A 20,877-nucleotide genomic window follows, 5' to 3' on the forward strand; every position below is an offset into this window, starting at 1 on the left:
GACAGGGGGCGCCGCAGCCGCCGTACGCCTAGATGACCAGCGAGAGCAGCAGGACCAGACCGCCCGCGAACACCGAGATGATCGTCTCCATGATCGACCAGGTCTTGATGGTCTGGCCGACGTCCAGGCCAAAGTACTCCTTGACCAGCCAGAACCCGGCGTCGTTGACATGGCTGAAGAACAGGGAGCCGGCGCCGATGGCGAGGACGAGCAGGGCCGTGTGGGTCGTCGACATGTTCTCGGCGAGCGGGGCGACCAGGCCGGCCGCGGAGACCGTGGCCACCGTCGCGGAGCCGGTCGCGAGACGGATCGCGACCGCGATCAGCCAGGCGAGGAGCAGGGCCGGTATGGACCAGTCCTCGGATATCTCCAGGACCATCTGACCCACACCGGAGTCGATCAGGGTCTGCTTGAAGCCGCCGCCGGCGCCGACGATCAGCAGGATGCCGGCGATGGGCGCGAGGCCCTTCTCGATGAGCGGGGTGAGGCGCTCCTTGCCGAAGCCGGCGGGGCGAAGCAGCGTGAAGATGCCCACGAGCACCGAGGCCAGCAGGGCGATCAGCGGCGAGCCGACCACGTCGAAGACGCGCTGCCCGGTGTTGTCGGGGTCGTCGATCACGATGTCGACCAGCGCCTTGGAGAGCATCAGGACGACCGGAAGGAGGATCGTGGCGAGGGTGGCCCCGAAGCCCGGGCGCTTCTCCAGGTCCTCCGACGCACGCTGGGGGATCATCCGGTCGGGCGCCGGGACGTCCACCCAGCGGGCCGCGACCTTGGAGAACAGCGGCCCTGCGACGATTACCGTCGGTATGGCCACCAGGACGCCGAGCGCGAGCGTCACACCGAGGTTGGCCTGCACCGCGTCGATCGCGACCAGGGGGCCGGGGTGCGGCGGGACCAGGCCGTGCATCACGGAGAGACCGGCGAGGGCCGGGATGCCGATGCGCATCAGGGAGTAGTTGCCGCGCTTGGCGACCATCAGCACGACCGGGATCAGCAGCACGACGCCGACCTCGAAGAACAGCGGCAGACCGATGACGGAGGCGATCAGAACCATCGCCCACGGCATCGAACGGCCGCCCGCCTTCGCGAGGATCGTGTCGACGATCTGGTCGGCGCCGCCCGAGTCGGCGAGCATCTTGCCGAGGATCGCACCGAGGGCGATCAGCACGCCGACGCCGGCGACGGTGGTGCCGAGGCCGGTGGTGAAGCTGGTGATGGCCTTGTCGAGCGGCGCTCCGGCGACCGCGCCGAGCACGAGCGTGCCCAGGGTGAGCGCCAGGAAGGCATGGAGCCTGAACTTGGTGATGAGCAGGACGATGACGGCGATGCCCGCCAGTACGGCGATGCCCAGCTGAGCGTGACCGGCCGAGGTGATCGGCTCCGGTGCGTCCGCTGCCAGCATCTCGACGCTGAGTCTGGTCACGGGGGTCCCTTGCAGGTACGGGGATGTTCTTCGGAAATAGGGATGAAAAGGGGTGTTACGGGAGTTCGGCGAGCGCCTTCGCGGCCCGCCCGGTGATCTCCTCCGGGCTGCCGGACACGTCCACCACGACCCCGGCCTCGTCCTCCTGGAGGGGCTGGAGCGTGGCGAACTGCGAGTCCAGCAGTGCGGTGGGCATGAAGTGCCCCTGCCGGTGCGACATCCGGTCCTCGATGAGGGAGCGGTCGCCCGCCAGGTGCACGAAGACGACCCCGGGCGCCTCGGCCCGCAGCCGGTCGCGGTACGACCGCTTCAGCGCCGAGCAGCTGACCACCCCGCCGAGTTCCGCCCGCCCGTGCGCCCAGGAGCCGATGGCGTCCAGCCACGGCCGGCGGTCCTCGTCGGTGAGCGGAGTCCCGGCCGACATCTTGGCGATGTTCGCCGGCGGGTGGAAGTCGTCGCCCTCGGCGTACGGAACGCGGAGCCGGGCCGCGAGCAGGGGACCGATGGTGGTCTTCCCGGTGCCCGCGACGCCCATGACCACGACGACCTTCGGGGTACTCATCGCTGCCTCACTGTCTGCGTGTCGTCCTCGACATCCGATGCCGACTCATGCCGACTGATGCACACGCAACTGAAACCGATTAGGTACGACGAATTCAAGAGGCTGTGATGAATAAGTCTGACTTTTTCTTGGTGTGACATGCCCCGTACTCTGAGTGCATGAGCACATCGGGCCGGGGGCTGCACGGCCGCGTACTGGATACCCTCGGCCCCGCCATCACCGCGGGCGACTACCCGCCGGGCAGCGTTCTGCGCACGGACGAACTGGCTCAACGCTTCGACGTCTCACGCTCGGTGATGCGCGAGGCGGTCCGGGTCCTGGAGTCGATGCACCTGGTCGAGTCCCGCCGTCGCGTGGGCGTGACGGTCCGCCCCAAGGCCGAGTGGAACGTCTACGACCCCCAGGTCATCCGCTGGCGGCTGGCCGGCGCCGACCGGCCCCACCAGCTGCGCTCACTGACCGTGCTGCGCTCGGCGATCGAGCCGGTGGCGGCGGGCCTGGCCGCGAAGCACGCGACCGCCGAGCAGTGCGCCGAACTCACCGAGTGCGCGCTCGGCATGGTCGCCAACTCCAAGGGCCACCGCCTCGAGGGCTACCTCTTCCACGACATCGCCTTCCACCGCGTGATCCTCAACGCCTCCGGCAACGAGATGTTCGCCCGCCTCGGTGACGTGGTCGCCGAGGTCCTCACCGGCCGCACCCGCCACGAGGTCATGTTCGAGGACCCCGACCCGGCCGCCGTCACCCTCCATGTCCGGCTCGCCGAGGCGATCCGCGCGGGCGACGCGGGTCACGCGGAGGAGCTGACCCGCGAGATCGCCGAGGGCGCCCTCCAGGAGCTGGACATACTCGCGCCGTAGGTCAGTCGAGGAACTCCCCGTCGACGTACACCCAGGCCCCGTCGACGCGCTCGAAACGGCTGCGCTCGTGCAGGGAGCCACCCTTGAACGAGGCGCGGAACGTCACCGTGCCCGTGCTGTGGAACGCCGAGCCGTCGGTCGTGCCGAGGATCTCCAGTCCGGTCCAGCGCATACCGGGGTCGAAGTCGACGCCCGGCGGCCGGGTCCGCGGGTGCCACGTGCGCAACAGGTACGCCTCGTCGCGCTTCACGAAAGCGCTGTAGCGCGAACGCATCAGCGATTCCGGGGTCGGTGCGGCGGCCGCACCCCGGTGGAATCGGCCACAGCAGGCCTCGTACGTCTCCTCAAGACCGCAAGGGCAGGAGGGCTGGTGGGCGGGGCCGGGAGTGGTAGGGGGCCGGAGATGCGAGGTACGTCGGGGCATGACCACCATTCTGCTAGAACATCGCCTGTGCGTAATCTGTGAAGCCCCTGTTGTGACACGCGCACATCGTGTGCGAGTTGCGCGCGGCACCCTCCACCGAACCTCCCTCAGGGCTGGCGTGAACCCGCCTTGCAGGGCCAACTCCCGACCCTCCACGGTGGGTTGAGCACTTGAGCATCAGGAGTCACAAGCGTGCGTGCTTGAACCCGGACGGCCGTCCGTCCGGGTACTGACGGGGGAAAACTGATGCGGTTCCGCGGACCGACGCGCCTTCGCGCGCCGGAGACCGCCGCGCGCCGCGACGAACCCTCCCTCTTCCGTCTCTTGGTGCCCGTCGATCGGTGCCCGAGAAGGGATTGGAGGGGGAATGCCGACGAATGCAGTGAGCGCCGCCAGGCCGACGTATCCCGGCGTCCATGTCGAAGAGCTTCCCAGCAGCACCCGCACCATCTCCGCCGTGACCACGTCGGTGACCGCGTTCGTGGGGCACACCCGGCGCGGTCCGCTCAACGAGCCCGTACGAGTCACCGGGTTCACCGAGTTCGAGCGCCGCTTCGGGGGCTTGAGCTCGCAGAGCGCCCTCGCCTACGCGGTCCACCAGTTCTTCGGCAACGGCGGCTCCGTCGCCGTCATCGTCCGGGTCGCCAAGTCCGGCAGCGGCAAGGCCGCCTGCGTGGTCCTGGAGTCCACCGAGGGCCACAGCGAGAGCCGCGTCCTCGAAGTGCACGCCAAGGAACCCGGCGTGTGGGGCAACGGCCTGCGCGTCGGCGTCGACTACGACACGCCGCGCCCCGACGAGACCTTCAACCTGCGGGTGTACGACGCCAAGGGCGACGCACGCGAGAGCTTCACCGGTCTGTCCATGGACGAGGCTGGGGGTACCCACTCTGGGGGAGGCCGGTACGCGCCGACCGTGATCAACGCGGGCTCGCGGCTGATCCGGGTCGAGGCCGTCGGCGACGGCCGCCCCGACCCGTCGGGCACCGTCTCCAAGCCCTTCGGGCACGAACTGCCGGACCTGGCCGTCGACCTGACGGTGAAGATCGGTGACGTCGAGCGGGAGTTCAAGCTCCACGACCCGGACTGCGACGGCGAAGCCCCTTCGTCCGTGACCGAGTTGGCGCTCCTGCTGGAGCGCAAGCTGCGGGCCCTGCCCGACGCGCCCGGCAAGCACGGCTTCGCGGGCGTCGAAGTCACCGCCTTCGGGCGGCGGTTGCAGGTCGTCGCCGGGTCCACCGACCCCGACGACGTGGTCCGCTTCCTCGGCGAGTGCGCCAACGACCTGGGCCTGGAGGCCTCCGTCAACCCGCCGGTCTTCCCGCTGGAAGGCGGCGAGGACGGCGAGGCGCCGGGGCCGCGCGATCTCATCGGCTCCGAGGCCGACAAGACCGGCATCCAGGCCCTGCGCTCGGTGGCCGACGTCAACCTGCTGGCCCTGCCGGAGCTCGCGGCCTACGAGAACATCGAGGACGCCCTCACCGTCGTCTCGGCTGCCCAGCGGCTCGCCGAGGAGCGGCGGTTCTTCCTGCTGGTCGACGCGCCCAGCACCTGGGTGAGCGTCGACACTGCGCGGGCCGGGCTCGCCGCCTTCGACGCCGTCCGTGGCAACCACGCCGGCCTGTACTTCCCGCACCTCCAGCTCACCGACCCGCTCACCGGGCGGCTGCGGTCCTTCCCGCCCTCCGGCGCGGTCGCGGGCGTCATCGCGCGCACCGACTCCGAGCGCGGTGTGTGGAAGGCGCCGGCGGGCACGGAGGCGCAGCTCGTCGGAGTGCGCTCGCTCACCGTCGACCTGACGGACCGTGAGACCGGGTTGCTCAACCCGCTCGGCGTCAACTGCCTGCGCACCTTCCCCGTCACCGGCCCGCTGGTGTGGGGCGCGCGCACCCTGGAGGGATCCGACGCCCTCGACAGCGCGTGGAAGTACGTACCGGTCAGGCGGCTCGCACTGCATGTCGAGGAGAGCCTCCAACGCGGCCTCCAGTGGGTCGTGTTCGAGCCCAACGACGAGAGCCTGTGGCAGCAGATCCGGCTGTCCGCCTCCTCGTACCTGCACACCCTCTTCCGCCAGGGCGCCTTCAAGGGCAGCACCCCGCGCGAGGCGTACTTCGTCAAGTGCGACAGCGAGACCACCACCGCCGAGGACGTCGAGAACGGCGTCGTCAACGTCCTGGTGGGCATCGCGCCGGTCCGGCCGGCCGAGTTCGTCGTCGTCAAGATCCAGCAGACGTCGGGGCAGTTCGCGCTCTAGCGGCCCTTGAATCACGGAGAGCTGAAGGAATCCGATGGCTGAGTTCACGGTCAACGCGCATCGATTCGACCCCTACAAGAACTTCAAGTTCCTTGTGCTGTGGGACGGTCGGACGGTCGCCGGCATCAGCAAGATCAGTCCGCTGAAGCGGACCACCGAGGTCGTCAAGCACCGGCACGGCGGCGACCCCTCCTCCCCGCGCAAGTCGCCGGGCCGCTCCGAGTTCGAGGGCATCACCCTGGAGCGCGGGGTCACCCACGACCCCGAGTTCGACCGCTGGGCCAACAAGGTCTGGCAGGTCGGCGCAGGTCTCGGCTCGGAGGTCTCCCTCGCCGACTTCCGCAAGGACATCGTCGTCCAGGTCCTCAACGAGGCCGGACAGGTCGCCGTCTCGCACAAGCTCTACCGGACCTGGCCCAGCGAGTACCAGGTCCTCGGCGAGCTGGACGCCAACGCCAACGCGGTGGCCATCCAGTCGCTGAAGCTCGAGTGCGAGGGCTGGGAGCGGGACTACGAGGTGCCCGAGCCGGAGGAGCCCTCGTTCCTCAACCCGGCGTGAACTGACGGAAGGTGCTGGAATCGGGGGCGGAGATGGCGATCACCGGGGCGGCCGAGCTGCTGGCCGCCTGGGAGGCGGGGCTCGGCGAGCCGGCGACCGGGCGGGCACTGCTGCTGCACCGCACGGCACGGCCGGACGTGGCGGCGGGGCGGCTGCCGGTCCTGCCGGTGGGCGAGCGCGAGGCGGATCTGTTCACGCTGCGCCGGGCACTGTTCGGCGAGCGGATGCAGGTACGGCTGGAGTGCGCCGCGTGCGGGGCGGACATGGAGTTCGACCTGGACGCGGGGGAGCTGGCGCGGTCACTGGGCGGGCGGACGGGCGGGGCATTCGGGTCCCCGGCCGGCGGCGACGGCGTGGCGGCCGGGTCCGGTGATGTCGCGGACGGGATCGCCGCCTCCGTGGCCGCGGTCCACAGCGCCGCGGAGAGCGACGGGTTCGTGGGCGGACCTGACGGTCCCGCGCCCGGCGCCGGTGACTCCTCGGCGGCCGGCCCCGGTTCCGTCATCCGGGTCCGGCAGGACGGCTGGGACGTCGAGTTCAGGCTGCCCGGAGTCGGTGACCTCGCGGCTGCGGCCCGCTCCGGTGACCCGCGTGCGGCGCTGCTCGCCCGGTGTCTGGTCTCGGCGGTGCGCGACGGGGCCGCCGTGTCCGGAGCCGACCTGCCCGCCGCCGTCCAGCACAGGATCGCCGAGGCGGTCGAGGCGGCCGACCCGGGCGCCGATCTGACGCTCAACGTGGCCTGCCCGGAGTGCGGGCAGGCCACCCGGGCCGAACTCGACATCGCCTCCTACCTGTGGACCGAACTGGACTCCTGGGCCCGGGACGTACTGCTCGACGTCCATCTGCTCGCCACCGCCTACGGCTGGAGCGAGCCGGAGATCCTGGCGCTCAGCCCCACGCGGCGCCGCTACTACCTGGAGCTGTGCGCGGATGTCTGACTCCCCGGCCCCCGAGGGGCCCGACTTTCTCGACCGGCTGATCGCCCGGCACACGGCACCCGGACCGGCGGCGACGCGCGTGCGGCCACGGCTGCCCGGTCCCTTCGAGCGGATCGAGGCGGTCCGGGCCGCCACGCCGGCCCCCGACGAGGACACACTGCTGTGGCCCTCGGCCACGCCGTCGGCCGTACCGCCGGCACAGGCGCCCCGTCCGGCCATCGCGCCGACGCGCACGCACACCGAACGGGAGCGGACCGTCGTACGGGAGACACGGGCGCCGGAGCAGCCGGCCCCGCGTCCGGCGGAGCCGACGGCCCGCACCGAGCCGCCGCTGCTGCGGCCCGCCGCCCCCGTGGCGCCGCGGCCGCTGCCCGACGCCGTGCGGCGCGCGCCGGGCCGTGGACGGGCGGAGCCGTTACGGACCGCGGCGACCGGGACCGTTCGCCCGGGCACGGACACCGCCCCGGCCGTGGCCGTGGCGCCGCGGCCCGGTACCGCCGACACGACCGCGGCCCGGGACTCCGTACGGCAGGCCGCGGCACGGCGTCCGGGCCGGGCCGCCGAGCAGGTCGTCCAGGTGCAGATCGGACGCCTGGAGGTGACCGCGGCCCCCGGAGCACCGGAGAAGGGCCCACGCCGGGGCGCCGCGCAGCGCCCCGGAGCGACCGTGAGCCTGGCCGACTACCTGGCACGGGGGCGCGAGTGAGTGGCACGACGAGAGAACCGAGGAACTGACGTCATGAGCAACGCACTGGCCATCGCCCATGTCACCCAGGCCCTCGCTCTGTTGATCGAGAACAACGTGGGGCCGGAGTTCGGCGAGGCCGTCAAGGTCGAGCCGCGCAAGCCGCCGGCCGATCCGCAGCTGGAGCAGCCGACTGTCTCGGTGTTCCTCTACCAGATCACGCCCAACACCTCGCAGCGCAATAACGATCTGCCGACCCGCGCGGCCGACGGCACGCTGGTCAAACGGCCCGCCGCGGCGCTCGACCTGCACTACCTGATCAGCGCGTACGGAGACGAGAGGGAACTGGTCGGGCAGCGGCTGATCGGCTCCGTGGTGCGCACGCTGCACGAGATCCCGATCCTGCCGAAGGACGTCGTCGAACAGGCCGGTGAGCGGCCGTACCTGGCGGGCAGCGACCTCGTCGAGGCGGCGCAGCGGGTGCGGTTCACGCCGACGGTGATGGACGTCGACGAGACGTCGAAGCTGTGGGGGATGCTCTACCAGACCCCCTACACGCTGTCCGTGGTCTACCAGGCGGCGCTCGTCTTCATCGACGGCCGGCAGAGCCCGGTGCCGGGCAGGCCGGTGGAGCGGCCCGAGGTACGGGTGCTGCCATTCGGCGCGCCTGGTGCGCCGGTCCCGCCGGGAGCTGAGTCCAAGACTGACGCAACGTCAAGTGAAGCCGCTTCCGAAGAAGTTGTGCACGAGAAGGCGGACCCGCCCGCCGCGACGCCGGCCAAGAAGGCGGCGAAGGCCCCGGCGAAGACGGTCGCGAAAACCCCGGCCAAGACCCCGGCGCGCCCGCGCAAGGCAGCGCCCCGGGCCGCCAAGCCCGCGCAGGAGTGACACGGCATGGAGACGACGGGGGCAGGTGAGGACATGGGGACGTACGAACAGAGTGCGGCGCAGGCGGATCCGGGCAGTTCGACGCTGACCGCGGAGATCCGGCGTGTCCTGGCCCGTGTCGACGCGCATGCGGCGCGCGTCACGGAGGGGAGCGGCCGTGCCCCCGGAACCGAACTCGCACCAGGCCCCGGGGCCGCTCCTCTCGACGCCCTCACCGCCTGCTTCAGCCTCACCCCCTTCGAGCGGGACCTCGTACTCCTCACCGCCGCACAGGAGTTGGAGCCCACGACGGCCGCTCGCTGTGCCGCCGCCTGTGGTGACCCGGAGCGGGCCTTCCCGACCTTCTCCCTCGCCCTCGCCGCCCTCGCGGAACCGCACTGGAGCGCGCTCACGCCCATCGCCCCGCTCAGGCGCTGGCGGATCGTCGAACCGGACGACGCGGCGGGACTGACGACCACCCGGCTGCGGCTGGACGAGCGGATCCTGCACTTCCTGCTGGGCTCGCCCTACCTGGACGCCCGGCTGCACGGGCAGCTCCGCCGCACCCCGGTGGCGGAGGCGCTGACGCCCTCGTACGACCTCGCCGCGAACCGGCTCGCCGAGGGCTGGACGAACGGGGCACTGGTCGAGGTGACCGGCGGCGACCTGCGCAGCCGGGCCGACCTCGGCGCCGCCGCGGCCGCCCGCTCGGGGCTCGGGCTCTACTCGATGAGCGCCGAGGACGTGCCGACCGACCCCGCGGAGCGCGACCGGCTCTCCCGCCTGTGGCAGCGCGAGGCGATCCTGCTGCCCGCCGCGCTGCTCGTCGAGGCCGGCGAACTGGACCGCGACCAGCGGGCGGCGACCGAGGCCTTCCTGGCCGGAGCCGCCGTACCGGTGGTGGTGTCGAGCGAGGACCCGCTGCGCTCGGAGCGGACCTATGGGGCCCGGGTCACCGTGCCGCGCCTGGACGACGAGGAGCAACTCGGTCTATGGGCGGGCGCGTTCGAGGAGATCGATCTGGATGTGGGAGAACTGCGGTCGCTCGTGGCCCAGTTCCAGCTGCCGCCGCATGTCGTGCGCTCCGCCGCGGCCACCGTACGACGCCGGCTCCCGCACGAGGACGAGCTGGACGCCGCCCAACTCGCCTGGCGGGCCGGGCTCGACGAGGCCCGGATCGGCATGGACGAGCTCGGCCGCCGCATCGAGCCGCAGGCCGGCTGGGACGACCTGGTGCTGCACGAACGGCAGACGAGCGTGCTGCGGGAGATCGTCGCGCACGTACGGCAGCGGGCGACCGTCCACCAGGAGTGGGGCTTCGGCGCCACCCTGCGCCGCGGTCTCGGCGTCACCGCCATGTTCGCGGGCGGCTCCGGCACCGGAAAGACCCTCGCCGCCGAGGTCATGGCGCAGGAACTCGGCCTCGACCTGTTCGTCATCGACCTCTCCCAGGTCGTCAGCAAGTACATCGGCGAGACAGAGAAGAACCTCCGCCGCGTCTTCGACGCCGCCGAACGCGGCGGCGCCCTGCTCCTGTTCGACGAGGCCGACGCCCTCTTCGGCAAGCGCAGCGAGGTCAAGGACAGCCACGACCGGTACGCCAACCTCGAAGTCAGCTACCTGCTCATGCGCATGGAGGCCTACCGGGGCCTCGCTGTCCTCACCACCAACATGAAGAACGCCCTCGACACGGCGTTCCTGCGGCGCATCCGCTTCGTCGTCGACTTCCCCTTCCCGGCCGAGGACGAACGCGCCGAGATCTGGCGCCGCGTGCTGCCGCCGCAGGCACCGGTGAAGGACATCGACCCTTCACTGCTCGCCCAGCTCACCGTCGCCGGCGGCTCGATCCGCAACATCGCCCTGTCCGGCGCCTTCCTCGCCGCCGAGGAGGGTGACCGGCTCCAGATGCGGCACATGCTCGCCGCGGCCCGCACCGAGTACCTGAAGCTGGAGCGCTCGCTGACGCCCACGGAGGTGCGCGGATGGGTGTGAGTCCTATCGGTGAGCCTTCGAAGTTCCGCGTCGAGATAGGGGAGTTGGTGCTGGACGGCTTCCGGGCCGACCCGGAGCGCGTCTCGGCCGCCTTCGAGCACGAACTGACCCGTCTCGTACGGCTGCACGGGGTGCCGTTGGCCGCGCACGGGTCGCTGGCCGTCGACGCCCTGTCCGGGCTGCCGCCCCTGCCCGCGGGCCTCTCCGCGCGACGCCTCGGCCAGGAGCTGGCGCGGGCCGTCCACGAGGGACTGAGCGGACACGGGGAGGTGAGCCGGTGAGCTCCCGGACCCAGGACGCCGGCGCGGAACAGACCGCCGAGCAGCGCCGCCGTAAGCGCAAGGAGCGTGGCGCCAAGTCCCGTACGCCCGAACCGAAGAACATCGTCAGCGGCGCCGGACAGCCTCTCGACCCCGGCGTACGGCGGGAGTTGGAGGAGCAGCTCGGGCACGACCTGAGCCGGGTCCGGCTGCACACCGGCCGGGACGCCGGGCAGCTGACCGAGCTGCTCGGCGCGGACGCGGTCGCCGTCGGCCAGGACGTCTTCTTCCGCGAGGGTGCCTTCAAGCCGGGCACGGACGAGGGCCGCCGCCTGCTCACCCACGAGCTCCAGCACACCGTGCAGAACGCGCACGGCCTCGGCGCGCTGCGGGCCGGCCGTGAGCTGGGCGCCGTCAGCCTGCCGCAGCAGGCCATCGAACGGGAGGCCGAGGCCGCCGTACAGGCGACCTCGCGGGAGGAGCCCGCCCCGCAGGTCGAGGAGGGCCAGGCCACCCCCGGCTGGCTGCGGTACACCACCGTCGACGCCGACCGGATGCGCGCCGAGGCCGTCGACCCCGCGACCCTCGTGGACAGGCTCGCGGGCAACGTGCTGCGCAGCCTGCGCGGCGACCCCACCGACGCCTCCGGCCGCGTCCGCCTCCAACTCGCCCGCATGTCCGAGCAGTTGGAGGACGCGGTCGTGGAGCGGCTGGAATCACGACTGCTCACACCGGAGTACGAGCGCCTCCTCGACCTCGCCGATCAGGCCGACGGCCCCGGCCCGCCCGAGTTGCAGCCCGCCGACGTGCCGTTGCCCGAGATCGACCTCTTCGAAGCGCTCGGCGTGGAACGCGTCCAGTGGCAGAAGAAGCAGGAGTCGGAGCGGAGTTCGGAGGAGCGGCGGACCGCTGACGCCCGCGAGGAACAGAAGGACGCCAGGAACCGCGACGACAAGAGCTCCGGGGACCGCAGCCGGAAGCAGACCGACGCCGCCACCGAGGACCAGGAGTCCGCGCAGCGCACCGAGCAGGAGGACGAGCGCAACGCCTCCCGCAGGCAGGCCCGCGAGGAACAGCAGCAGCAGGACGAACAGGCCTCCGCCGACCGCGAACGCACCGACCAGGCCGCCGACGCGCATGCCGAGGGACAGCAGGAGGGCACCGAACAGGCCAAGGAGGAGCGCAAGGAGCAACGCGAGCGCGAGGAGGCCGACCCGAAGCAGGCCGCCGAGCCGGGCGCCGACAAGCGCAAGCGCCGGGACGACCAGACCCAGCCCGCCGCCGGGTCCAAGCGCGAGGAACCGGACCCGAAGCAGAAGGCCCAGCCCGGCCCCGTACGCCCGGAGAAGGTCGACGAGCGCGCCGAACAGCCCGACTCCGCGCTGTCCGAGCACGGGCTGAACGAGAAGGACGAGGACGGCGGCGCCGAGACCGAACCGCGCGAGGAGGAACGGCCGCTCGGTCTCGAAGCAGGCGCCGACAACGAGGTCGCGGGCGGCGCCGACGACGACGCCAAGGCCGCGGGTGCCGAGCGCGAACCCGGGATCAAGCCCGAGGACCACCTCCCCGAGACCGACCTCGACCTGTCCGCCGTACCGACCGCGGACAGCCTCGAACCCGGCGCCCCCGAGCCGTCCCCGCCCTCCTTTCCCACCCCGCCGCCCACCAAGGCCGAGAAGATCGAGCAGGAGCGGGAGAACCGGGAACGCGAGCAGGACGAGGAGGCGGCCGCACCCGAGCCCAAGGCCCCCGGCCAGGACGAGGGTCCCGTCGAGGGCGAGGCCCCGCAGCCCGAGAACGGGCCCGCCGCCCAGAACCAGGACCGCGGCACCAAGGACCTTCAGGAGACCGAGAAGCCGCTCGACCAGGAGGTCGGCCCGGACCTCGCGGCCCAGGACAAGGAGCGCCCCGAGCCCGAGGCCGAGAAGCCCGACCCCGAGCAGCGGCAGGAGAAGGAGCAGGCCAGGGACGACTCCGAGTCCGGTGACTCCGACCGGGACGACGAGGAGCCGGACGCCAAGGACACGCAGGACGACGCGCGTGAGCAGCGGGATCGTACGGCCGTACAGCCGCAGTCGGGCGCCCAGGCACCGGCGCCCGCCGCCCCGTCCCCGGCCGTGGCCGCCGTAACGAAGCCTGCCGGGGCGCAGACACCCAGGACGCCGGTCGAGGACCGCGACCCCTCGCCCGCCGCCCGGCGTGGCGCCGAACCGCCCAGGTCCGAGCGCGAGGCCCCGCAGGCCAAGAGCCGGGTGCCCAAGGAGAGCGGGCCCGGTGCCGCACCGCGCGGACCCGTCGGGACCGCCCAGAAGACCGGGCCGACGACCGCTGCCGGACCCGGTGCCGCGCCGTCCGCCGCGCAGGCGGCGGTGAGCCCGGCCGCCGAGCAGACCGACACGCCCGGACAGACGGCGGAGGCCGCCGCGCCCCGGCCCGAGGCGTCCCTGGAGAAGGACGGCGGCGGCTGTGCACCGCCCGCGCCCGCACCCGAGAAGGACGAGGGCGGGCAGGGGAGTTGCGGCGGCGGTGGCGGCGAGGCCGCTGCCGAGGAGAAGCAGCCGGAGCCGCCGGACGTCTCGGGACAGGACCCCAAGGCGGCCGTACAGACCGTCGGCAAGCTGGCGCCCGACCAGGCGGCCGCCGCCATGCCCGGGGTGGACAAGGCCGCGGACAAGAAGATCGGCGAGGAGCAGCAGCGGCTCGACGCCGCGCCGCCCACGAAGGAACGTCCCTCCGGCGCGCCCGAGACGCGTTCGGGGCCGCCCGAGGCGGCCCCGGCGGCGGCGCAGGTCACCGGGAAGGTGGAGAAGCTCGGTCCGGAGGACCAGGCCGAGAAGCAGAAGGCCAAGGGCGGGGAGAAGGCCGAGGGCCGGCAGCCCGCCGAGAATGTGCCTCCGCCGCCGCCCCCCGCCGTGCCCGACAAGGGGCTGAGTGAGGCCGAGGCCGCCAACGTCGAGGCCGCGGCCGACGCCATTCCCACCACGGACCCGGTCCTGGAGAACAAGACGGTCGGCCCCGCGCCGAAGATCCGGCTGGAGGGCGCGAGCGACCCGACCCGCACCGACGACCAGGCCGGGGCGCTCAAGGACAAGCAGTCCGACCTCCAGGCGACCGGGCGCGAGGACGCGGCCAAGCCGCTGGGCGAGGACCAGATCTTCCCCGACGCTCCCCGGGAGCAGTTGACCGGCAAGGCATCGGGCGGCGGTGGACGCGGCAAGGGCGGCGGGCTGGAGGCGACTCCCGCCGCGAAGGCCGGAGTCGGCGCGGTCGCCAAGCAGGAGAAGGGCAGCGAGATCGTCGGCGCCTCCGGCACGGCGCAGAGCGACCTCGGTTCCAAGGAGAAGGAACACCAGCAGGGCGAACAGCGGGCCAAGCAGGAGAAGCAGACCGAGATCGACCGCGAGGTCGAGCGCAACACCGCGCAGCAGACCGCCGAACGCGGCCGGGTCGCCCAGGAGACACAGCGGCAGCGCACGGACTGGCGGGCCGAGCAGGACAGGAAGATCGAGGACGCGGACAGCAAGTCCGAGGACGAGCACGGCAAGAGCAACAAGGAGATCGTCAAGGCGCGCGACGACAAGGACAAGGAGGTCGGCGAGCGCAAGGACAAGGACAACGCGCAGATCGACACCGAGCGCGAGAACGCCGAGAAGGAGGCCGAGAAGAAGAAGGAGGAGGAGAAGCCCTCCGGGGGTCTGCTCGGCTGGATCGCCGACAAGGTCGCCGATTTCTTCAAGGGCCTCCTTGAGGCGGTCACCAAGGTCTTCGAGGCCGCCCGGGCCGCGGTCAACGGGATCATCGACAAGTTCAAGGAGTGGGCCAACGCGGCGATCGACTTCGTCCGCGACCTGGCCGTAAAGGCGATCAACGCGCTCGCCGACGTCCTGATCGCGATCGGGGACGTGCTCCTGGCCGCGTTCCCGGAGCTGCGGGACCGCTTCCGCAAGGCGATCGAGGGGCTGCGGGACGCGGCCATCGCTAAGGTCAACGAGCTGGCGGAGGGCCTGAAGAAGGCCGTCAACACCTTGCTGGACGCGCTGGCGGCCGGTCTGAACGCGCTGCTCACCGTCCTTGAGGCGGGCCTGAAGGCGGTCATCAAGGCCTACCAGGCCGTGATCGTCGGAGCGATCAAGTTCGCGCAGGCGGCGATCGAGGCGCTGGGCAAGTTCGCCGCCCTGGTCGCCGACATCGCGCCCGACCCGGGCGGCTGGATCTCCAAGGCGGGCAGCTCGGCCAAGACCGGCATCACCGACCACCTCTGGGGCGCCATCAAGGTGGCGGTCAAGCAGTGGTTCGACACCAAGGTCGAGGGGATCCTCGGGCTCGGCAGGGCCGTCATCGACGTGCTGGTCAAGGGCTGCGTGTCGATCAAGCAGATCGGCAAGATGGCGTGGGACGCGATCATCGCGTCGCTGCCCATGATGATCGCGTCCCTGGTCATAGAGAAGGTCGTCTCGATGATCGTCCCCGCCGCGGGGGCGATCCTGACGATCGTCCAGGGCCTGATGGCGGCCTGGCAGAGCATCAGCTCGATCCTCTCGGCGTTCGGGAAGTTCTGGGCCTACCTCAAGGCGGTGAAGGCGGGCCCCGCGGCATGCTTGTTCGCGGAGGCGGTCGCGGCCGGTGTCGTCGCCCTCCTGGACTTCATCACCAACTTCCTCCTCCAGCGCCTGTCCTCGGCGACCAAGGGCGTCGGCAAGCGGCTGAAGGCCATGTCCCAGAAGATCCTGGAAGGCCTGAAGAAGACCGCCGGCGGCGCGAAGAAGGCGGCGGGAGCAGCGGTCAACTCGGCACGGGGCGCCCTGCGCAACGCCCGCCAGAAGATCGCGGCACCGGCCGCCGCGCGCAGGCCGAAGGGTGAGGCCTCGCCGGATCCGAAGTCTCCGGTGAAGCCGAAGGACACGGCCACGCCGAAGGGACCGGCGAAGCCGGAGCCGACGGCGACGAAGCCGAAGGACACCGCGAAGCCCGCCAGGGACAAGGCTCCGGACAGCAAGTCCCAGGCCCCGTCCAAGAAGAAGAAGGAGATCGAGGGCCCCAAGCCGACCAAGCCCAGGAAGCCCAAGTCCCCTGCGGCGAAAGCCCTGTCGAAGGCCAAGGGCGCGGTCAAGTCCGCCCTGAAGAAGGCAGGCAACGCGGCGAAGACCCTCGGCCGAAAACTGAAGAAGACCAAGGTCGGCAAGGCCCTGAAGAACGGCGCCTCGAAGCTGCGCAACCTCTTCCGGAGGAAGAAGGACCGGCTCCGCGAGGACAAGCGGCGCCAGCACGAGCAGAAGCGGCGGAACCAGGACCGGCGGCGCAAGGACGAGAAGTCCAAGGAGTCGAAGGAGGCGCGGCTTCAGAAGATCGTGGCGCGGATTCGTCCGCGGGTGACCCGCATGCTGGACAAGGGGGTACGCCGTCCCGTCATGCGTGCCGCCCTGGCGGGCATGCGGCTGTGGTACCGCCTCACCGACCTGGGGGTCAACGGCGGCGGACGCTTCCACATCGACGCTCGCCTCAACCCGCTCCTGGAGGTCGCCAAGGGCCTCAGCATGGAAGGGACGGAGCTGGGCGACGCTCTTGACGCGATGGTCGCCAAGGCCACCGACATGCAGAAGACACGCGACCAGGCCACGGAGATGGGACCGCCGACCGGCTCTCGGAGGCCAGGACGGACGGCGAGCGCCGGGACGTCCGGACTGGGCATGCTGCGCAACGCCGGTCAGTCGCCCATGGTGCCGAAGACCCACGAGATCCTCACCCTGACGGGGCCCAACGCCCAGGCCCATTCGCCCACGCTCGGACTGAACCAGCAGCAGCCCACCTTCGGCAACGTCAAGCTGACACCGGGAAACACGGTGGTGCCGCCGGCCTACGCGGACGAGGTCGGAGCACTTGGGCAGAGCAGCGCCCAAGAGGCCGGGCAGGGCGTGCTCGACGTCCAGGCGGGCACGCGGACCAGCGGGCTGTGGCAGGCGAACGCCTCCGACCTCAGCTCCGACGAGCTCGCGAAGCTGAACCGGTACGGACTCATGGGTGTGCTGCTCGGTCGGATCGAGACCGGTCGGTCGCCGTTTTCGGCAGTTCCGAACCTGAGTGTGGCGGCGGCTTCCGCCCGCGGCGGGCAGCACATCGCACAGTCCCTCCCAGGGTTGCCGCTGTCCGGGCGCAAGGGTGACTACGGCACGACGGGCCCCGACAAGAACAAGGGCGGCGCCGCCGCAGGTCGGGACCTCGAAGCACTCCTGGGACTGCGCCGTGGAGCGGGGGCCGACACCTTCCTGGATGACGCTCTGAAGAGCCAGTCACTCACCACGTCCGGTCTGGTCATACCCAGCAACCTGGCCCAGGCCAACGAGGGCAACCGCATGCTCAGCTCCCAGCAGCCCGAACTGTCGAAGGTGGCCGCCCAGTTCAAGCTGAGCCCCAAGTTCGTGCGGGACACGTTCGGCATCGACAGCGGCCGAGGCGTCAAGGGGCTGTGGGAGGACGTCGGCAGCCAGGTCAGGAACAAGGTCGAGCCGCAGCCGTCGGGCGCTGCCGAAGAGGTCCTTCGGAGAATGGCCGCCTCCATGAAGATCTGGGCCGACTCCATGGACCTGGACTTCTCCAGCGAACAGAACAAACGAAAGGCGCAGGGCGAGTTCCTTGAGAAGGTCTGGGACGAGATGCGGGGCCAACTCGGCCTTCCCGACGACGCGGCATTCAGAGCGAGGTTGAAGCGTGGCTGAGCAGCACGACATCCGGATGGTTCTCCGCCCTCCCGCAGGGCGGGAATCCGTGGAAATGGTCACGAGCGCGGGAGAGTGGCACCTCGTCGAGACCAACGAGGGCGAGGAGTCGGCCGCCTACATGGTCTTCAGGACGTGGGCGCCGGCGACGGGCCTCTGGCTGAGCATGGTGGAGGACATCACCACGCAGGCATGCGTCGTGATCGCCTTCGGCCACGACGACGAACAGGTCGCGGACCTCGCGCATCGGATGTCCGTCTTCGTACCGGTCATGTCTCGTGCGGAGGTGGTAGCCGGTCCGGGCGCGGCAGAAGATCCGCAGGAGAGGATTCCGGCCGTCGTGCGTGTCGCACTAGCGGCCGAACCGGAATTCGATGCCGAGCTCTTCCAGGCCCTCACCGCGGCAGCTCAGGATCCCGACCCCTTCGTCAGGAACGCCGCCGCCTGGTCGACCACCTATCTGGACTGGCCGCAGTCGCTCGACCTGCTGCGGGAGCTGGCGTCCCGGGATCCCGACGAACGCGTGCGGCAGTCCGCCCGCGACCTGCTCAACGACTTCGAAGGGGGCGGCTCGTGACCCGCTACGCCGACATCCCCAAACCCATCCGCTCCGGCCTGGTCGTGGTCAACCCCGACACCGGCACCCCCCAACGCGTCATCGTCCTCCAGTTCAACCCGGACACCCTGGAGCGCACCGTCGCCCCCCAGTCCGCCGGTGACAGTGGTGATGGTGGAAGTGGGGGGACGGGGAGCGGGGACCGGAACGAGGCGTTGCGGCTGAAGGGGCCCGCGCAGGAGTCGTGGAAGTTCACGGCGGAGATCGACGCGACCGACCAGTTCGAGATCGCGGCGCCCGACGGCATCTACCCGCAACTCGCGACGCTGGAAATGCTGGTGCAGCCGACGACCGAGCAACTGCGCGCCGCGAGCAGGCTGTCGCAGAAGGGGACCATCGAGATCAGCCCGATCGAGATGCCGCTGACGCTGTTCACGTGGGGGAGCAAGCGGGTCATGCCGGTGCGGCTGACCGAGCTGTCCGTCAACGAATCCGCCTTCGACGTGAACCTCAACCCCATCCGGGCCTCCCTCGGCATCGGGATGAAGATCCTCACGGTCAGCGACCTGCCCGCGGGACACCGCGGCGCCGATCTCTACATGGCACACCTCGCGCAGAAGGAGCGGCTCGCCGCGGCCGCCCGCGGCGGAAGCCTCGGCGCGCTGGGACTGGGCGGCGGCGCACTGAGCGGAAGGGGCTGACGAAGCACACCATGGCCGGAACAGAGCCGTACGAGAACGCCCTGGGCGCGATACCCGGCGCCCATCCCTACCCCCGCACCAGCCGGTACCACGACGCCGAGATCGGCGTGCACCGACAGGCCGACGGGACCGAAGTCCGGTACACAAAGCGGCGGTTGCTGCCGCCCCTCGACCAGCAGGAGACGCAGGACCACACGGTCGGCGCAGGCGAGCGGCCCGACCTCCTCGCGCAGCACTACTTCGGCGACCCGGCCCAGTGGTGGCGTCTCGCCGACGCCAACCCCGTCCTCGATCCACGCGAGTTGACCGACGAGGCGGGGCGGACCATCGAACTGCCCGAGGCCGGGGGAGGCCACCGCGGTGTCTGAACTCCCCGTCGGGCAGGGGCCCGTCCACATCACGCTCCTCATGGGGCCCAAGCTCGCCCGGCCCGTCCCGGCCGAGGTCACCGAGGCGCTGCTGTCCGCGCAGATCACCGCCACGGCGGGGGAGCGCAGCGGCTTCCAGCTGGCCTTCGACCTCACCAAGAACGGGCTCATCAACCGGCGGCTCCTGCCCGAGGGGTTCTTCGACCCGAAGACCCGGATCATCGTCACCGTCAGCGTCCGGGGCACCCCCGACGTGCTCTTCGACGGCCTGATCGTCCGGCAGGAGGTCGGCACCAGCAACCAGCCCGGCCACTCCACCCTCACCGTCACCGGCGAGGACCTGACCCTCCTCCTCGACCTGGAGGAGCGCACCGCCCGCTACCCGAACCTCCCGCCCTCCGAGCGGGTCCTGAACATCCTGCGCCGCTACTCCGACTACGGCATCCGGCCCGACGTCTACACCGAGAAGATCGCCCAACCCCCGCACCAGGACCTGCGCGTGCACTACCAGACGGGCACCGACCTCCAGTACGTCACCGAGCTCGCGAACGCCAACGGCTACACCTTCTATCTGGAGCCGGGCCCCAACCCCGGTCAGTCCTCCGCCCGTTGGGGCCCCGAGGTCCGCCTCGGCATCCGCCAGCACGCCCTCAACGTCAACATGGACGCCAACTCCACGGTCGACCAGCTCACGTTCGCCTACGACGGCACGGCCCGCGAGGAGCCGCAGGCCCGCTGGCAGGACCCCGGGACCCGGGTGTCCACCCTGCTGCCCCAGCCGGCGATCAGCCCCCTGCGCCCGCCGCTCGGCAGACGGCCCACCCCGGCCCTCAAGCGCAAGACGCTCTCCGGCACGGCCAAGCAGCAACGCGAGCAGGCCGAGGCCGAGTTGCTGGCCCGTGCCGCCGTCTCCGCCGACGTCGTCTCCGGCTCGGGATCGCTGGACGTCAACCGGCACGGCTACATCCTCCAGCCCCGCCAACTGGTCGGGGTACGCGGTTCGGGGCGGGCGTACGACGGCGACTACTACGTCAAGTCCGTGACGCACACCCTGCGTCCGGGCTCGTTCCAGCAGAACTTCACGATCTCGCGCGAAGGCCTCGAAGCCCGCAGCGACTACGTCCGGCCCTAATACAGCGACTGTCTCAAGACCCACCAGGAGTTCCCCACCATGGCGGCACCCAGCAACCGCTACCTCGGCAAGTTCCGCGGCCGGGTCGTGAACAACGACGACCCCCTGCGGATCGGCCGCATCACCGTCGAGGTCCCGGACGTCCTCGGCGACGAGCCGTCCACCTGGGCGCTGCCCTGCCTGCCGTTCACCGGCCCGGAGTCGGGGCAGTTCGTGGTGCCGCCGCCCGGCGCGGGCGTGTGGGTGGAGTTCGAGCAGGGGGATCCCAGCTTCCCGGTGTGGACCGGCTGCTGGTACGGCGCCGCCGAGGAACTGCCGCCCGACGCCCGCCGCGAGCTCCAGGCCAACTCGCCGAACAAGCCCGTCGTCGTACAGACCCCGGCGGCCCACAAGCTCGTGCTCAACGACACCGCCGGTGCCGAGCAGGGAATCCTGCTCCAGGCCCAGGGCGGCGCGTACATCCGCATCACGAAGGAAGCCGTGGTGATCGCGACCGGCGCGGGTGCCGAGGTCATCCTGCGCGGCCGTGAAGTGACCATCAACGAGGGCCAGTTGACCGTCCTCTCCAAGCGATAGACAACGG

17 protein-coding genes are annotated in these 20,877 nt (G+C 71.2%); 14 read left to right on the forward strand and 3 right to left on the reverse strand.

Annotation, left to right across the window (positions count from 1 at the left end; genetic code table 11):
* Window positions 1–28: 28 nt before the first annotated feature.
* Both RNB18_RS37840 and RNB18_RS37845 read right to left on the reverse strand, forming a co-directional pair.
* Window positions 29–1,426, reverse strand: coding sequence for a GntP family permease (locus tag RNB18_RS37840; protein ID WP_266379093.1), 1,398 nt, complete (start codon window positions 1,424–1,426; stop codon window positions 29–31).
* Window positions 1,427–1,481: 55 nt separating this feature from the next.
* Window positions 1,482–1,988, reverse strand: a complete 507-nt coding sequence (locus RNB18_RS37845) for a gluconokinase (protein WP_311718624.1) — start codon at window positions 1,986–1,988, stop codon at window positions 1,482–1,484.
* A gap of 158 nt (window positions 1,989–2,146) precedes the next feature.
* Here RNB18_RS37845 and RNB18_RS37850 point away from each other — a divergent pair, with 158 nt between their 5' ends.
* Window positions 2,147–2,848 (forward strand): FadR/GntR family transcriptional regulator, encoded by a 702-nt coding sequence (locus tag RNB18_RS37850; RefSeq protein ID WP_311718625.1) that lies wholly within the window; start codon window positions 2,147–2,149, stop codon window positions 2,846–2,848.
* A gap of 1 nt (window position 2,849) precedes the next feature.
* Here RNB18_RS37850 and RNB18_RS37855 read toward each other — a convergent pair whose 3' ends face one another.
* Window positions 2,850–3,272: a YchJ family protein gene (locus RNB18_RS37855; RefSeq protein ID WP_311718626.1), complete on the reverse strand. Its 423-nt coding sequence runs from the start codon at window positions 3,270–3,272 to the stop codon at window positions 2,850–2,852.
* 367 nt (window positions 3,273–3,639) lie between these two features.
* Here RNB18_RS37855 and RNB18_RS37860 point away from each other — a divergent pair, with 367 nt between their 5' ends.
* The 13 genes from RNB18_RS37860 to RNB18_RS37920 are packed head-to-tail and all read left to right on the forward strand — an operon-like array spanning window position 3,640 to window position 20,870.
* Complete coding sequence (locus RNB18_RS37860; protein ID WP_311718627.1) at window positions 3,640–5,523, forward strand: phage tail sheath subtilisin-like domain-containing protein; 1,884 nt, start codon at window positions 3,640–3,642, stop codon at window positions 5,521–5,523.
* A 34-nt stretch (window positions 5,524–5,557) separates the two neighbouring features.
* Window positions 5,558–6,082 (forward strand): phage tail protein, encoded by a 525-nt coding sequence (locus RNB18_RS37865; protein ID WP_057614384.1) that lies wholly within the window; start codon window positions 5,558–5,560, stop codon window positions 6,080–6,082.
* Window positions 6,083–6,114: 32 nt separating this feature from the next.
* Window positions 6,115–7,020, forward strand: a complete 906-nt coding sequence (locus RNB18_RS37870) for a hypothetical protein (protein WP_311718628.1) — start codon at window positions 6,115–6,117, stop codon at window positions 7,018–7,020.
* Window positions 7,013–7,726 (forward strand): hypothetical protein, encoded by a 714-nt coding sequence (locus tag RNB18_RS37875; RefSeq protein WP_311718629.1) that lies wholly within the window; start codon window positions 7,013–7,015, stop codon window positions 7,724–7,726. The genes RNB18_RS37870 and RNB18_RS37875 overlap by 8 nt, the downstream gene beginning before the upstream one ends.
* A gap of 33 nt (window positions 7,727–7,759) precedes the next feature.
* Window positions 7,760–8,593 (forward strand): DUF4255 domain-containing protein, encoded by an 834-nt coding sequence (locus RNB18_RS37880; protein WP_311718631.1) that lies wholly within the window; start codon window positions 7,760–7,762, stop codon window positions 8,591–8,593.
* Window positions 8,594–8,626: 33 nt separating this feature from the next.
* Complete coding sequence (locus RNB18_RS37885) at window positions 8,627–10,564, forward strand: ATP-binding protein (protein WP_311718686.1); 1,938 nt, start codon at window positions 8,627–8,629, stop codon at window positions 10,562–10,564.
* Entirely contained in the window at window positions 10,555–10,845 is a 291-nt protein-coding gene (locus RNB18_RS37890; protein WP_311718632.1) for a hypothetical protein, read from the forward strand. Before RNB18_RS37885 ends, RNB18_RS37890 begins: the two co-directional genes overlap by 10 nt.
* On the forward strand, window positions 10,842–17,537 hold the full coding sequence (locus tag RNB18_RS37895; protein WP_311718633.1) for an eCIS core domain-containing protein: 6,696 nt from the start codon (window positions 10,842–10,844) through the stop codon (window positions 17,535–17,537). Before RNB18_RS37890 ends, RNB18_RS37895 begins: the two co-directional genes overlap by 4 nt.
* The gene (locus RNB18_RS37900) at window positions 17,530–18,114 is read left to right on the forward strand and encodes a HEAT repeat domain-containing protein (RefSeq protein WP_311718635.1); all 585 of its coding nucleotides are present in this window, start codon (window positions 17,530–17,532) and stop codon (window positions 18,112–18,114) included. The genes RNB18_RS37895 and RNB18_RS37900 overlap by 8 nt, the downstream gene beginning before the upstream one ends.
* Entirely contained in the window at window positions 18,111–18,794 is a 684-nt protein-coding gene (locus RNB18_RS37905; RefSeq protein ID WP_311718636.1) for a hypothetical protein, read from the forward strand. Before RNB18_RS37900 ends, RNB18_RS37905 begins: the two co-directional genes overlap by 4 nt.
* A gap of 11 nt (window positions 18,795–18,805) precedes the next feature.
* Window positions 18,806–19,162, forward strand: a complete 357-nt coding sequence (locus tag RNB18_RS37910; RefSeq protein WP_311718638.1) for a hypothetical protein — start codon at window positions 18,806–18,808, stop codon at window positions 19,160–19,162.
* Window positions 19,155–20,294, forward strand: coding sequence for a hypothetical protein (locus RNB18_RS37915; protein ID WP_266379057.1), 1,140 nt, complete (start codon window positions 19,155–19,157; stop codon window positions 20,292–20,294). Before RNB18_RS37910 ends, RNB18_RS37915 begins: the two co-directional genes overlap by 8 nt.
* 39 nt (window positions 20,295–20,333) lie before the next feature.
* On the forward strand, window positions 20,334–20,870 hold the full coding sequence (locus RNB18_RS37920; RefSeq protein WP_311718639.1) for a phage baseplate assembly protein V: 537 nt from the start codon (window positions 20,334–20,336) through the stop codon (window positions 20,868–20,870).
* Window positions 20,871–20,877 lie beyond the last annotated feature (7 nt).

The sequence above is a fragment of the Streptomyces doebereineriae genome (assembly GCF_031845645.1).
In the GTDB taxonomy this organism is placed as follows: domain Bacteria; phylum Actinomycetota; class Actinomycetes; order Streptomycetales; family Streptomycetaceae; genus Streptomyces; species Streptomyces canus.